General features: G+C 67.0%; 13 protein-coding genes. 9 read left to right on the forward strand and 4 right to left on the reverse strand.

Going from position 1 to position 14,072, the window contains the following annotated elements:
• Nucleotides 1–69 precede the first annotated feature (69 nt).
• Nucleotides 70–1,059, forward strand: coding sequence for an inositol 2-dehydrogenase (gene iolG / locus LG661_RS00725; protein ID WP_230529932.1), 990 nt, complete (start codon nucleotides 70–72; stop codon nucleotides 1,057–1,059).
• Nucleotides 1,060–1,112: 53 nt separating this feature from the next.
• Here the strand turns inward: iolG and LG661_RS00730 are convergent, their stop codons facing one another.
• A complete protein-coding gene (locus LG661_RS00730; RefSeq protein WP_230530070.1) occupies nucleotides 1,113–1,979 on the reverse strand; it encodes a MurR/RpiR family transcriptional regulator in 867 nt (288 codons plus the stop codon).
• A gap of 269 nt (nucleotides 1,980–2,248) precedes the next feature.
• Between LG661_RS00730 and LG661_RS00735 the strand changes: the two genes are divergently transcribed.
• The 4 genes from LG661_RS00735 to LG661_RS00750 all read left to right on the forward strand — a co-directional run bounded on the left by LG661_RS00735 (nucleotide 2,249) and on the right by LG661_RS00750 (nucleotide 6,313).
• Complete coding sequence (locus LG661_RS00735; RefSeq protein WP_230529933.1) at nucleotides 2,249–3,190, forward strand: sugar ABC transporter substrate-binding protein; 942 nt, start codon at nucleotides 2,249–2,251, stop codon at nucleotides 3,188–3,190.
• A gap of 76 nt (nucleotides 3,191–3,266) precedes the next feature.
• Nucleotides 3,267–4,400: an ABC transporter permease gene (locus LG661_RS00740; RefSeq protein WP_230529934.1), complete on the forward strand. Its 1,134-nt coding sequence runs from the start codon at nucleotides 3,267–3,269 to the stop codon at nucleotides 4,398–4,400.
• The gene (locus LG661_RS00745; protein ID WP_230529935.1) at nucleotides 4,400–5,185 is read left to right on the forward strand and encodes an ATP-binding cassette domain-containing protein; all 786 of its coding nucleotides are present in this window, start codon (nucleotides 4,400–4,402) and stop codon (nucleotides 5,183–5,185) included. The genes LG661_RS00740 and LG661_RS00745 overlap by 1 nt, the downstream gene beginning before the upstream one ends.
• Nucleotides 5,186–5,197: 12 nt before the next feature.
• Nucleotides 5,198–6,313: a Gfo/Idh/MocA family protein gene (locus LG661_RS00750; protein WP_230529936.1), complete on the forward strand. Its 1,116-nt coding sequence runs from the start codon at nucleotides 5,198–5,200 to the stop codon at nucleotides 6,311–6,313.
• A 13-nt stretch (nucleotides 6,314–6,326) separates the two neighbouring features.
• On the opposite strand, the gene recQ is transcribed toward LG661_RS00750, so the two are convergent.
• Together recQ and LG661_RS00760 are read right to left on the reverse strand one after the other, a co-directional pair.
• Entirely contained in the window at nucleotides 6,327–8,129 is a 1,803-nt protein-coding gene (recQ, locus tag LG661_RS00755; RefSeq protein WP_230529937.1) for a DNA helicase RecQ, read from the reverse strand.
• Nucleotides 8,126–9,397, reverse strand: a complete 1,272-nt coding sequence (locus LG661_RS00760; RefSeq protein WP_230529938.1) for a BaiN/RdsA family NAD(P)/FAD-dependent oxidoreductase — start codon at nucleotides 9,395–9,397, stop codon at nucleotides 8,126–8,128. The genes recQ and LG661_RS00760 overlap by 4 nt, the downstream gene beginning before the upstream one ends.
• 153 nt (nucleotides 9,398–9,550) lie before the next feature.
• Here LG661_RS00760 and LG661_RS00765 point away from each other — a divergent pair, with 153 nt between their 5' ends.
• A complete protein-coding gene (locus LG661_RS00765) occupies nucleotides 9,551–10,015 on the forward strand; it encodes a CAP domain-containing protein (protein ID WP_230529939.1) in 465 nt (154 codons plus the stop codon).
• A gap of 58 nt (nucleotides 10,016–10,073) precedes the next feature.
• Complete coding sequence (locus LG661_RS00770) at nucleotides 10,074–11,852, forward strand: SLC13 family permease (RefSeq protein WP_230529940.1); 1,779 nt, start codon at nucleotides 10,074–10,076, stop codon at nucleotides 11,850–11,852.
• Between the two features lie 5 nt (nucleotides 11,853–11,857).
• Here LG661_RS00770 and LG661_RS00775 read toward each other — a convergent pair whose 3' ends face one another.
• Nucleotides 11,858–12,130 carry a hypothetical protein gene (locus LG661_RS00775; protein WP_230529941.1) on the reverse strand — a complete coding sequence of 91 codons (273 nt, stop codon included), beginning with the start codon at nucleotides 12,128–12,130 and terminating at the stop codon, nucleotides 11,858–11,860.
• Between the two features lie 205 nt (nucleotides 12,131–12,335).
• Between LG661_RS00775 and LG661_RS00780 the strand changes: the two genes are divergently transcribed.
• Together LG661_RS00780 and LG661_RS00785 are read left to right on the forward strand one after the other, a co-directional pair.
• Nucleotides 12,336–12,935 (forward strand): hypothetical protein, encoded by a 600-nt coding sequence (locus LG661_RS00780; protein WP_230529942.1) that lies wholly within the window; start codon nucleotides 12,336–12,338, stop codon nucleotides 12,933–12,935.
• Between the two features lie 69 nt (nucleotides 12,936–13,004).
• Nucleotides 13,005–13,964 carry a DMT family transporter gene (locus LG661_RS00785; protein ID WP_230529943.1) on the forward strand — a complete coding sequence of 320 codons (960 nt, stop codon included), beginning with the start codon at nucleotides 13,005–13,007 and terminating at the stop codon, nucleotides 13,962–13,964.
• Nucleotides 13,965–14,072 lie beyond the last annotated feature (108 nt).

Below are 14,072 nucleotides of genomic sequence, written 5' to 3' on the forward strand. Positions count from 1 at the left end.
TATTTAGCATCTTGTGCTGGAACATCAATTCCAAATTTTGTCGTGAGCCGGCAAAGAACTCGGGGAAACATGATCAGGATCGCCGTTCTGGGAGCAGGCCGAATCGGCCGCATTCACGGGCGCAACGCCGCCAACCACCCGCAGGCCCGCCTCGTGGCGGTGGCCGATCCGCATGCCCCCTCGGCCGAGGAGCTGGCGGCGGCGACAGGGGCGGAGGTCGCCGCGCTCGACAGCATCGTCGAGCGCCCGGATGTGGACGCCATCCTCATCTGCACGCCCACGACGACCCATGCCGACCTCATCGAGCGCGGCGCGCGCGCCGGCAAGGCGGTGTTCTGTGAGAAGCCGGTCGATCTCTCCAGCGCACGGATTGAGACCTGCCTCGCTACCGTCGAGAAGGCCGGCACGCCGCTGATGATTGGCTTCAACCGCCGCTTCGACCCGAATTTCGCGAGCCTGCGCCGCCGTCTCGCGGATGGCGAGGTGGGCGAGGTGGAAATCGTCACCATTCTCTCCCGCGATCCCGGCCCGCCGCCGGTGAGCTACATCGCCACCTCCGGCGGTCTGTTCCGGGACATGATGATCCACGATCTCGACATGGCCCGCTTCCTGCTTCTCGGCGACGAGCCGGTGGAAGTGCATGCGGTGGGCTCCTCCCTCGTCGATCCGGCCATCGGCCAGGCAGGCGACGTGGACACGGCGGCCGTGACTCTAAAGACCGCCAAGGGCCGGATCGTGCAGATCTCCAATTCCCGCCGGGCCACCTACGGCTACGACCAGCGCATCGAGGTGCACGGCTCGAAGGGCATGATCCGCGCAGGCAACATCCATCGCACGACGGTGGAGGTGGCGAACGCCTCCGGCATCGCCGCCGATCCGGTTCAGGATTTCTTCCTGGAGCGCTATGCGGAGGCCTACCGGGCCGAGCTGGACGCCTTCCTGTCCGCCGTCGCGGGCGGCAAGCCCTGCGACCCGACCGGCCAGGACGGCCTCAAGGCCCAGCGCCTGGCGGATGCGGCGACGGAAGCGGCGCAGGCGGGCAGGCCGGTGCGGCTGTAAACACGAGTTGTCGTCCCGGACCGGCTTGCGCCGTCCGGGACGGTGCCTGACTTCTACCCTTCCGCCCGCTTTTCCGCCGTGCCGACGGCCAGCGCCATGGCCAGCGCGAAGGATGCGGACAGCGAGCGGAACGCGCTGAAATCGGCCTCCGCCACTTCGAGCCACACATCGGCGCTCGTCACCAGCGGACTGAAGGCGGAATCCGTGATCGCCACCACGGGGATATTGCGCTGCGCCGCCACCGCCGCGAGATCCGCGGTGACGGGCGCATAGGGCGTGAAGCTGATGGCGAGAACCGCATCCCGTTCCGTTGCGGTCGCCAGCTGCTCGGGGCCGAGCTGCGCCACGTGATCGATCAGGATCGCCCGCACACCCAGTTTGCCGAAGGCATAGGCGCAGTAGGCGGAGATGGGAAACACACGGCGCGCGCCCAGAAGATAGATCGTCTCGGCCTTCGCCAGGGTCTCGATGGCGCGGGAAAGCTCCTCCGGCCGCACGGAGTCGCGCATGCGGTCGAGCGAGAGCGCCGCCGCACTGGCGAAACCCTCCAGAAGAGAGGCCGCATGGACATGGTGGCCTTCCGACTCGCGCAGCACGCGAAGGCGCTCGCGGTAGTCCGGAAAGCGCTCCCTCAGGCGGTCGCGGAAGATCTGCTGCAGGTGGGAGAAGCCGTCATAGCCCAGGCTCTTGGCGAAGCGCACGAGGGTCGAAGGCTGCACGCCTGCATGCTCCGCGATGCCCGCAACCGTCCCGAAGGCGACTTCCTCGGGGTGCTCCATGGCGAAGGCGGCGAGCTGCTTCAGACGCTTGGGCATGGTGTCCCGGCGGCTGAGTAGGAGCGCGCGCAGGCCTTCGTAATCATCAGGGGCGGTTCCTATCGCTGCGTCCAGGGCGCCGCTCATGTCGTCCTCGGGCTTCATGATGCCTTTCACCTCAGGTCCCAGATCGGACCTTGACACCGATCCCCCATAAATGGAATAAAAATTCTAAAGATACGAACAAAAGGTTCGCGCGTTCCGTTTTCGGGGCCGACGAACCGGTGGAGGGAACGCCGGACGACTGCCGAACCGAGAAATCCGCATCGGTCGTTTTCCTTCCGCCAACTCCATCGCACGGCTGGGGGCCGTAGCGTTCATCGCGCCTGACTTTCGGTGCGGTGTCCGAGTGAAACCCAAAGGGAGGAAAGCCAATGAAGTCGTTCGTTACGGGTCTGGTGGCCGCAGCAGCCCTGACCGCCGCCGCCGCCGTTCCGGCCTCGGCGCAGCAGAACAACCGCATCATCGTCGTCACCCACGGCCAGGCCAACGATCCGTTCTGGTCGGTGGTGAAGAACGGCGTCGCCGCCGCCGGCGAGGACATGAAGGTCCAAGTTGATTACCGCGCGCCCGAGACCTTCGACATGGTCGCCATGAGCCAGCTCATCGATGCCGCCGTGAACCAGCGCCCTGCGGGAATCGTCGTCTCCATTCCGGACGCCTCGGCCCTCGGCCCGTCGATCCAGAAGGCGACCGCCGCCGGAATTCCGGTGATCTCCATGAATTCCGGCTCGGACGTCTCGAAGAAGCTCGGCGCGCTGCTCCATGTGGGCCAGGACGAGGCTGAGGCCGGACGCATCGCCGGCGAAAGGCTCAAGGAAATGGGCGGCAAGGTCGCCCTCTGCGTCAACCAGGAGGTCGGCAACGTCTCGCTCGACCTGCGCTGCAAGGGCTTCGAGGAGGGCTTCGGCGGCAAGGTGACCGTGCTGCCCGTCACCAACGATCCCGCCGATGTGCGCGCCAAGGTGAAGGCGGCGCTCGCCTCCAATGCGTCTGTCGACACTATTCTGGCGCTCGGCGCCGGCACCGCCGGCGAGCCGACGGTCGCGGCCGTGAAGGATGCCGGCAAGACCGGCTCCGTGAGGGTCGCCACCTTCGACCTCTCGCCGAACTTCCTGAAGGCGGTCGCAGCGGGCGAGGCGGCCTTCGCCATCGACCAGCAGCAATACCTGCAGGGCTATCTGCCGGTGACCTTCCTGGCCCTTAACGCGAAGTACGGCCTCGTGCCCGGCGGCGACGTTCCGTCCGGCCCGAACCTGATCACCAAGGAAAAAGCCGACCAGGTGATCGAGCTATCCGCGAAGGGCATCCGCTAAGCGGCGCCTGAGCCTGCGGGCGTCAGCGCCCGCAGGCCTCTGCTTTCATTTGTGTCTTTGCTCTGGGAGGCGCCCCGTGGTGGATATCACCCAGCCCGTCAATGCCGCTCCTGTCGGCCGTCCGGCTCAGGACGAACGCCTGAAGGAAACCTCACTTCTCACGCGGCTGATGCGCCGTCCGGAACTCGGGGCGCTCGCCGGGCTCGTGCTCGTCACCCTCTTCTTTCTCGCCACCGCCGACGCTTCCATGTTCACCCTGGCGGGGCTGATGAACATCCTCGCGCCCGCATCCCAGCTCGGCATCCTCGCCATCGCGGCGGCGCTGCTCATGATCGGCGGCGAGTTCGACCTCTCCATCGGCTCGATGATCGCCTTCGCAGGCCTCGTCTTCGGCTCCTTCGTCGTCCTGACGGAATGGCCGCTGCTGCTGGCCATCGCCGCCACCTTCGTCGTTGCGGGGCTGATCGGCGGCCTCAACGGACAGATCGTCATCCGCACGAAGCTGCCGTCCTTCATCGTGACGCTCGCCTTCCTGTTCATCCTGCGCGGGCTTGCACTGGTCGGGCTGAAATGGGCGACGGGCGGCTCGACGCAGCTGCGCGGCGTCGGCGGCGAGGCCGGAGAAGGCTGGGTGCGCGAGATCTTCTCCGGCAATGCCTTCGAGGGCCTATTCGCGTGGCTTGCGGCGAACGACCTGATCGACAAGTTCCCCACCGGCCTGCCGACGGTGACAGGCATTCCGGTCTCCATCGTCTGGTTCGTCCTCTTCGCGCTCGTTGCGACCTGGGTCCTCCTGCGCACGCGGGCCGGCAACTGGATCTTCGCCGCGGGCGGCGACCCCAATGCGGCGCGCAATTCCGGCGTGCCTGTCGACCGGGTGAAAACCGCTCTCTTCATGCTCACCGCGTGCTCGGCGGCGCTGGTCGCGGTCCTGACCGTGCTCGACGCCGGGTCGACCGATGCGCGGCGCGGCTTCCAGAAGGAGTTCGAGGCCATCATCGCGGCCGTGATCGGCGGCAGTCTGCTCACCGGCGGCTACGGCTCGGCCATCGGCGCATTCTTTGGCGCCATCATCTTCGGCATGGTCTCCATCGGCCTTACCTACACGCGCTTCGATGCGGACTGGTTCCAGGTGTTCCTCGGCGCCATGCTGCTGCTCGCGGTGCTGTTCAACAACTTCATCCGCCGCAAAGTGACGGGAGAGCGGTAATGGCGACGAATGCTCCCCTCATCGAGGTCCGCAACCTCGTCAAGCATTTCGGTTCGGTGATCGCGCTGTCGGGCGTCTCGCTCTCCGTGCATCGCGGCGAGGTGATGTGCCTTCTCGGCGACAACGGCGCGGGCAAGTCCACGCTCATCAAGACCCTCGCGGGCGTTCACAAGCCGACATCCGGCGATTTCCTGGTCGAAGGCCGCCCCGTGAGCTTCCAGAGCCCTCGTGATGCGCTGGATGCGGGCATCGCGACGGTCTACCAGGACCTCGCCATGATCCCGCTCATGTCGGTGACGCGCAACTTCTTCATGGGTCGCGAGCCGGTGAAGGGAGCCTGGCCTTTCCGCCGGGTGGACTTCGCCTATTGCGATGCGGTGACCCGCGAAGAGATGCACAAGATCGGCATCGACGTGCGCGATCCGCACCAGGCTGTCGGCACCCTGTCGGGCGGCGAGCGGCAATGCGTGGCGATTGCCCGCGCGGTCTATTTCGGCGCGAAGGTGCTGATCCTCGACGAGCCGACATCGGCGCTCGGCGTGGCGCAGACCTCCATGGTGCTGAAATACATCCACCAGGTCCGCCAGAAGGGCCTGGGCGTCATCTTCATCACCCACAACGTGCGCCATGCCTATGCGGTGGGCGACCGCTTCACGATCCTCAACCGCGGCAAGACGCTCGGCACCTACGCCAAAACCGAAATCGCCATCGACGAGCTGCAGAATCTGATGGCCGGTGGCAAGGAGTTGCAGGCAGTATCGGAAGAACTCGGCGGGATGGTCTAAGAGATTTCGGACATGACACATCTTGGTATCGGCCTTATCGGGACCGGCTATATGGGCAAGTGCCACGCGCTCGCCTGGAATGCGGTGGCGCCGGTCTTCGGCGATGTGCCGCGTCCCCGCCTCGCGGTGCTCGCCGAGGCCACGCAGGAGCTTGCGGAGAAGAAGGCGCGCGAGATCGGCTTTGAGCGGGCGACGGGAGACTGGCGCACGCTCGTCACGGATCCCGCCGTCGATGTGGTCTCCGTCACCACGCCTAACGCCTTCCACGCGGATATGGCGATTGCGGCGCTGGAGGCGGGCAAGCATGTCTGGTGCGAGAAGCCCATGGCGACGAGCCCTGCCGATGCGGAGCGCATGCTCGCCGCAGCCCGCGCCTCGGGCAGGGTCGCGGCGCTGGGCTACAACTACATCCAGAACCCGGTCATCCGCCTGATCCGCCGCCTGCTCGACGAGGATCGCATCGGCACGGTCAACCATGTGCGCCTCGAAATGGACGAGGACTTCATGGCCGACCCGGAGGACCTCTTCTCCTGGAAGAGCGAGGCCACGTCAGGCTATGGGGCGCTCGACGATTTCGGCGTCCATGCCCTGAGCCTGATCCGGGTGCTCTTCGGCGGCGTGCGCCGGGTCTGCGGGCACACGGCGAAACCTTATGCCGACCGTCCCACGCGCGAGGGCGGTCGTCGCGCGGTCGAGACCTACGACATCGCGACGACGCTGATTGAGCTGGAGAACGGCGCATCTGGAGTGATCGCGCTCAACCGCTCCGCCTGGGGCCGCAAGGGGCGCATCGCCGTGCAGCTCTTCGGCGCGAAGGGCGCCATCGCCTACGACCAGGAGCGCATGAACGAGGTGCAGCTCTATACGGCTGAGGGTATAAGGGAAACGCAAGGGTTCCGCACCATTCTCGCAGGACCGCAGCACCCGCCCTACGACAGGTTCATTCCCGCGCCCGGCCACGGACTCGGCTTCAACGACCTGAAGATCATCGAATGCCGCGAGCTGATCCGCCGCATCGAAGGCGAGGCGGCGCACCTGATCGAGTTCGAGGACGGCATCCGCATCGAGCGCACGGTGGACGCCATGGCGCGAAGCGCCCATGGAGGGGGCTGGGTCGAGGTGAGTTGAGGCGGAGGCGCGCTTAGGCCGCGTGCGCCTTCAGAACTTCCAGGAACGCATCCGCATAGCGGTCGAGCTTGGCCTGGCCGACGCCGTGAACCTCGCCGAAGGCCCAGACGGTCGTGGGTTTCCTGACCGCCATGTCGATGAGGCTGCGGTCGGAGAAGATCACGTAAGCCGGCACGCCCTCTTCCTTGGCGAGCCGCATGCGCAGGGCCTTGAGATCGAGGAGCAGCGGATCGTCCGTGGGCACGACGGATTGCGCCTCCATCCGGCCGCGCCGCCGCCGCCGCTCAGCGGGCTTCATGAGGACATCGGAGCGCAGCTCGATCCGCTCCTGGCCCTTGAGCACCGCCACGCCCCTGTCCGTGATGGTCCAGCGGCCGTACTCGGCAAGCTCCAGCCCCACGAGTCCGGCCGCATAGATCTGCCGCAGCAGCGAGCGCCATTCGGTTTTCGAGCGGTCACTGCCCACGCCGAAGGTCTTCAGCTTGTCGTGGCCGAAGCGGCGGATCGAGTCCGTCTCCTCGCCGACGAGGATGCCGATGAGATGCTCGGTGCCGAAGCGTTCGCCCGTGCGCACGATGGCGGACAGGATCTTCTGCGCCTCGATGGTGCCGTCGAAGGACATGACGCCCTCGATGCACAGGTCGCAGTTCCCGCAGGGCTCGGTGGTTTCGCCGAAATAGGCGAGCAGAGTCTGGCGACGGCAGCGCGGCGCTTCGCACAGAGCCACGAGCGCGTTGAGGCGCTGGCGCTCCACGCGTTTCTGCTCGTCGGAGGCGTCGCTGTCCTCGATCTGCAGGCGGCGCAGGCGCATGTCGTCGAGGCCGTAGAGGGTGAGCGTGTCGGCAGGCGCGCCGTCGCGGCCCGCACGGCCGATCTCCTGGTAATATGCCTCGATGGATTTCGGCAGGGCGGCATGGGCGACGAAGCGCACGTCGGGCTTGTCGATGCCCATGCCGAAGGCGACGGTGGCCACCATCACCACGCCGTCTTCCTGCAGGAAGATGTCCTGGTTCTTGGCGCGGTCCGGCTGGCTCATGCCGGCATGGTAGGGCAGGGCGCGGTATCCCGCCTGGGAGAGGGAGTCCGCAAGTTTCTCGGTGGCGTCGCGGGACGAGCAATAGACGATGCCGCTTTCGTGCCGGTGCCTGTCCAGGAAGGCGAAGAGCTGGCGGCGCGCATGCTCCTTCGCCTGCATGGCGAGCCGCAGGTTCGGGCGGTCGAAGCCGTGAATGAAGAGGCGCGGCTCGGTCTCGAAAAGCCGGTACATGATGTCGCCGCGCGTCGCCACGTCCGCAGTGGCGGTAAGCGCGATGGTCTGCACGTTGCCGAGCCGATGGCGCACCTCGCCCAGCATGGCGTATTCGGGGCGGAAATCGTGTCCCCACTGCGAGACGCAATGGGCCTCGTCGATGGCGAGCATGTTGACGCCCGCGCGGGCGAGCCATTCGGTCGTGCCGGTGTTCGCGAGGCGCTCGGGCGAGGCGTAGAGGATGCGCATGCGTCCGTCGCGCACGGCGCCCACCACGCGGCGGTTCTCCTCCGGATCGTTGGCCGAGTTGAGGCTTCCCGCCTCGACGCCGAAATGGCGAAGTGCCGCCACCTGGTCGCGCATGAGGGCGATGAGCGGGGAGACCACGAGGGTCAGGCCCTCGCGGGCAAGCGTCGGCAGCTGGTAGCAGAGCGACTTGCCCGCGCCCGTCGGCATGATCGCCAGCACGTCTTCGCCGGCGAGCACCGCGCGCACGATCTCCTCCTGCCCTTCGCGGAAGGAGGAAAAGCCGAAAACGTCGTGGAGAATCTTGAGCGGGTCGATCACGACTGCCGTGTGGCCGAGGCAGGCCCCAAGGTCAATGCGGCAATGGGAATCCCGAGCCGCGCCAGCACGCCCTTGGCCGCGGCAACGCCTGTGGCGAAGGTCGCCTGGAGCAGGTAGCCCCCGGTGGGGGCCTCCCAGTCCAGCATCTCGCCCGCCACGAAAACCCCCGGCATGCGACGCAGCATCAGGTGCGCGTCGACCTCGGCGAAGGGGACCCCGCCTGCCGTGGAAATGGCCCGCCCCAAGGATTTCGCGCCGGAAAGCGCCAGGGGCACGGCCTTGATCAGCGCCGCCAGCCGCTGGGCCTCGGAGGGCAGGGCGGGGGAGGCCTCGCGCAACAGGGCAATGCCCAGCGGATTCAGGCCCGCCGCCTTGCGCAGGAAGGTGGAGGCGGACTGGCCCTTCCGGGGAGCCGCGAGCCTTTGCGCCAGGTTTTCTGTGGAGAGATCGGGCCGCAGGTCGATCCGGAGCGTGGCGCTTCCCTGCCGCGCGATGGCCTCGCGCAGCCTGGAGGAGAGGGCATAGACCGCCCCGCCCTCGATGCCATCCCCTGTGACGACCGCTTCGCCGCGAACGGTCTCGCCCTCGAACGTCAGGGCGATGCGCTTCAGGGGCTTCCCCTCGAAACGGCTGCGAATCACCTCCGACCAGGGAACGAGGAAGCCCATATTGGCGGAGCGCAGAGGGCTCAGCGCGATGCCGCGGCTTTCGAGAAGGGCCGTCCAGCCGCCGTCGGAGCCCAGCCGGGGCCAGCTCGCGCCGCCCAGGGCCAGGATCGTCGCATCGGGCTTTGCCGTGAGGGGCTCACCCATGGGGCCGGTCAAGACCAGATTTCCTTCTGCATCCCAGCCCTGCCAGCTTTGGCGCAGGGCAAAGCGGGTACCGAGTTCCTCCAGCCGGGACAGCCAGGCCCGCAGCAGGGGCGAGGCCTTGAAGGCCTTGGGGAAGACCCGGCCGCTCGAGCCTACGAAGGTCTCCTGGCCCAGGCCCTCGCACCAGGCGCGCAGGTCCTCCGGGCGGAAGTCCTCGATCATGGGGCGCAGGATCGGCGCAGCCTCGCCGTAGCAGGCCAGGAAGCGCTCGAACTCCTCGGAATGCGTCAGGTTCAGCCCCCCGCGTCCGGCCATCAGCAGCTTGCGGCCCAGCGACGGCATCCGGTCGTAGACCGTCACGGCGAGGCCGGCGCGTCCCAGGATCTCCGCCGCGATCAGCCCGGCGGGGCCGCCGCCGATGACGGCGATGGAGGGTGAGGAGGGGGCAGGGGACATGCGGTCAGCTGACGCGGAGAGGGGGCGGGGTTCTGGATTCCGGGGCCGCCTCATGGCATGCAGCGGCTTCAAGGTCGTGGTTTTTGCACATGACCGCCATGGCTCCGTTTTTCAAGAGGAGCGGCGCTCAACGCCGCCAAAGGGGATTTTGCAATGCGGATCGCTGCCTTCTGCGCCCTGATCGCCCTCGGCCTCGCAGGCTGCGCGAGCGACTCGGCCCTGGCGCCGTCCCATAAGATCCTGGCCAGCTCCACCACGGATGCCGCCGCGGCAGCCCAGCTGATCTCGGCCTATCGCGTCTCCCGGGGCCTGAGCCCGGTCACGGTTGATTCCCGCCTCAACGAGGCGGCGGAACATCAGGCGCGGGTCGTGGCCGCCGCCGGCCGCCTCAGCCATGGCAACTTCATCAAGCGCATGGACCAGTTCGGCATCATCGGCTACTCGGCCGAGAACCTGTCCGCGGGAGCCAAATCGGTCGACGCCACCATCGGCCGGTGGAAGGCCTCGCCCGGGCACAACAGCAATCTCCTGATGCCGCAGGCGCGGAGGATCGGGCTCGCCCGCGCCGATGCTGATAGCCGCTATGGCCGCTATTGGGCCCTGGTGATCGGGCAGTGAGGCAGGGCACAAAAGGAGCGGGCGCGCGTTAGGCGCAAGGACCTCCTCTGTGCATCTAATGACCCATCAGCAAATGCTTGCCTTCGCCATCGTCGCCGCGATGATGGCGCTCTTCCTCTGGGGCCGTTTCCGCTACGATCTCGTCGCCGTCATGGCGCTCCTGGCGGGCGTCCTCGCGGGCCTGATCCCGGCCGAGGCAGCTTTCTCGGGCTTCAGCGACGACATCGTCTTCATCGTGGCGAGTGCGCTTCTCGTCAGCGCCGCGGTGGCGAAATCCGGCGTGATGGAGGCGGCGCTCGCCCGGGTGGGGCCCTACCTGCGCACCACGCAGAGCCAGGTCGTCGTGCTGGTCGGGGTGGTGACGGTCCTCTCCGGCTTCGTGAAGAACATCGGCGCGCTGGCCATGATGATCCCGGTCGCCTTCCAGATCGCCCGGCGGACGAACACGCCGCCATCGAGCTTCCTGATGCCGATGGCCTTCGGCTCCCTGCTCGGCGGCATCGTGACGCTGATCGGCACCTCGCCCAACATCATCGTCTCGCGCCTGCGGGGCGAGATCGTGGGCGAGCCATTCGATATGTTCGATTTCGCGCCCGTCGGCATCGGCATCGCGCTTGCCGGGCTCGTCTTCCTCGCCTTCGGCTATCGCCTTCTGCCGCAAGGGCGCAAGGGCGCCGCCTCCCTGGACGAGGCGCTGAACATCAAGGACTACATCACCGAGGCGCGCGTGACGTCCGAGTCGGAAGTAGTGGGCCTCACGGTGGCGGACCTGCACAGGATGGCGAACGACGAGGTGAAGGTCGCCGCCATCATTCGGAAGGAGACCCGCAGCTCCAGTCCCCTCCCGGATGCAAAGATCCGCGAGAACGATCTTCTCATGCTCGAAGGCGAGCCCGATGCCCTGGAAAGCGCCGTCGCCCGGGCCGGTCTGAAGCTCAGCGGTGAGCATCGCAGGCCGAGAACCGACGAGGCCACGGATGAGATCGGCGTCATCGAAGCCGTGATCGGACCCAACTCGGTTCTCTCCGGCCTCTCGGCGGAGCGCATCGCCCTCTATGAACGCTTCCAGGTGAACCTGATCGCGGTGAGCCGCAGCGGGCAGCGCTTCAAGGAGCGCCTGCGCACGATCACCCTGCGCCCGGGCGACGTGATCGTGCTCCAGGGCAACCTGAAGAAGCTGCCCGATACCCTGCGCGATCTCGGCTGCCTGCCCTTGGCGGAGCGCGACATCCGGCTCGGCAATGCGCGCCGGAGCCTCCTGCCGATCGCGATCCTCGCCGCCACGATGCTCGCCGTCGCGTTCGACCTCCTGCCGGTCGCCATCGCGTTTTTCACGGCCGGAACGCTTCTCGTGCTCCTGGGCTCGATCACCCTTCGCGAGGCCTACGAGGCCATCGACTGGCCGATCATCGTGATGCTCGGAGCGCTGATTCCGGTCAGTGACATGATTCGCACGACCGGCGGCACGGGCCTTATCGCCGAGTGGCTGTCATCGACCGCGAGCATGCTGCCGCCGGCCGGTGCGCTCGTGCTCATCATGGTCGTCGCCATGGCCGTGACGCCGTTTCTCAACAACGCAGCGACCGTGCTGGTGATGGCCCCCATCGCTGCGAGCTTCGCGCGGCAGCTCGGGTTCCAGCCGGACGCCTTCCTGATGGCGGTGGCCATCGGGGCTGCCTGCGACTTCCTCACCCCCATCGGCCACCAGTGCAACACGCTCGTGATGGGGCCTGGCGGCTACCGCTTCGGGGATTACTGGCGGCTGGGCCTGCCGCTCTCGATCATCGTGGTGGTGGTCGGCATCCCGCTCATCATGCTGATCTGGCCGATCCGCTAGCCGGTTCAGTACAGGGAGGCCGTCAGCAGGAGGGCCGTGCCGGCGGCCGAGGAGGCCACGGCGACGATCATGGCCCAGCAATGGAGCCGGTCCCGCTCCTCCTGGTTGAGCAGAGGCCGCATGCGCGCATCCGAGCGGCCGAAGATGAAGCTGCCGGCCCGTGCGGGCTTGGGAGTATGCGGCATGACGCAGAAGCTGGATCTCGCCACCGCGCGAGCCGGCCCGTCATGGGCGGCTTCGGCAGCATAGGACTGATCGTGGGAGATCTGCGAGGTCATGGCTGTCACGGCTCGAGGAAAGATCGCGAGCCCACACTCGCCCCGAAGACGTGAACGTCAGGTAAAGGAGCCGGGAAACTTGGCAATTTCGTAAACGAATTCTTTCGATGGGCCCGTTCAGGCCCGGCCGGCGCAGCCTTGCACGCCATGCTGTTGCCGGAGCAGCTCCCGTGTTATGTGATAACGCAAAATTCGAGAGTGATTCATGATCAGGACCTCCATCAGGGGAGGCGCGCTTGCGCTTGCGCTGTCGCTGGCCGCCTGCAACCAGACCAGCGGCTCATCCGTCGCGGCCAATGCCTTGGCCGGGCTCGACCAGACCGGGATCGCAGGTCTTGCGGTCAGCATGGCCGAAAGCGACGAGCCGGAGACCTCCAAGTCGGACATTGATCTCAGCGCGATCGCCATGCGCCTCGAAGATGTCGCAGCCGGCAATACGGCGCCGCCCAACTACCTGCGCGATTTCGACCGGGGAAACAGCATCGTCATGGCGAAGGAGGCCAGCGCCGACATCGCCATCGCGGAGACCCAGAGAGCCGCCGAACAGCTCGTCCCGAACGCCGACCGCCCCGCGGAGGCTCGGGCCATCCTTTCCCTCGTCGACCGACCGGGCGGAGGCAGCGCCGCCTGGCAGAATCCGGCCACGGGGGCCTCCGGAACGGTCACGGTCCAGGAGATGGGCAGGGGCATGACCGGCAGCCTCGAATGCAGGAACGTGAAGCGCGAATGGCGAGGCGGCGGTACGGTGCGCAGAGGCGACATGCTGGCCTGCCGGAACAGGGGCGAATGGTACGAGATGTCCTGATCTCAGGAAACGGCTCGCGCCGATTGCCGGCTTGTGTCATTCCTCGCTCCGACATCCGGAACTGCATGAATGACCCAAAGCCCCGTTCAGAAGACCATGAGCGCCTCCGACTGGGCGATGCTGATCACCCTCTCCATCGTCTGGGGCGGCTCGTTCCTGTTCATCGCGGTAGCCGTCAAGGAATTGCCGCCCCTGACCATCGTGGCCTGCCGCGTCGCGCTGGCCGCTCTCGCCCTGCAACTCGTGCTTCGAATCATGGGTGTCCCGCTGCCCCGTGACCGGCAGGCCTGGGCTGCCTTTCTCGGAATGGGCATCCTCAACAACGTCATTCCCATGGCCCTGATCGTCTGGGGGCAGGGTCACATCGCCAGCGGCCTGGCGTCGATCCTGAACGCCACGACCCCGCTCTTCACCGTCATCGTGGCGCATTTTCTCACCTCGGATGAGCGGCTGACGGGACAGCGGCTTGCCGGAGTCCTTGTCGGCTTCATCGGCGTTGCCGTCATGATCGGCGCGGCCGCCATGGCGGCCTGGAACGTGAATATCCTGGCGCAGCTCGCCGTCCTGGCCGCGGCCCTTTCCTATGGCTTCGGCGGCGTCTTCGGCCGGCGCTTCAAGACGATGGGGATCGCGCCCATGGCCACCGCGACCGGGCAGGTGACCGCGTCGAGCGTCATCCTCCTGCCCTTGAGCCTCGTCGTCGACCGTCCCTGGACCCTGACCATGCCGAGCACTGTGACCGTCCTGTCCCTGACCGGGCTGGCCCTCGTCTCTACGGCCTTCGCCTATATTCTGTTCTTCCGCCTGCTCGCCCGGGCCGGGGCCACGAACGTCAACCTCGTCACCTTCCTCATCCCCGCCAGCGCCATCCTGTTCGGGGTGATCCTTCTCGGGGAGACCCTGGAATTGCGGCACATCGCCGGAATGGCCCTCATCGGAGCGGGGCTCATCGTCATCGACGGCCGTATGGTCGCGGCGGCAGGGGGCCTCTTCGGCGTCAGGAAGCCTGCGCCCCACCCGGGGGCCTGAGCTTCACGGATGCGCGAGGATGCCTGTTGACCGGGCATGACTGCCATCCCATCTGCGGGATTAGGGTTCGGAGCGAGCCTGTGATAAGGTCCTCCCGAGCCGGAAGCG

The organism is Microvirga roseola, from assembly GCF_020866965.1.
Classification (GTDB): domain Bacteria; phylum Pseudomonadota; class Alphaproteobacteria; order Rhizobiales; family Beijerinckiaceae; genus Microvirga; species Microvirga roseola.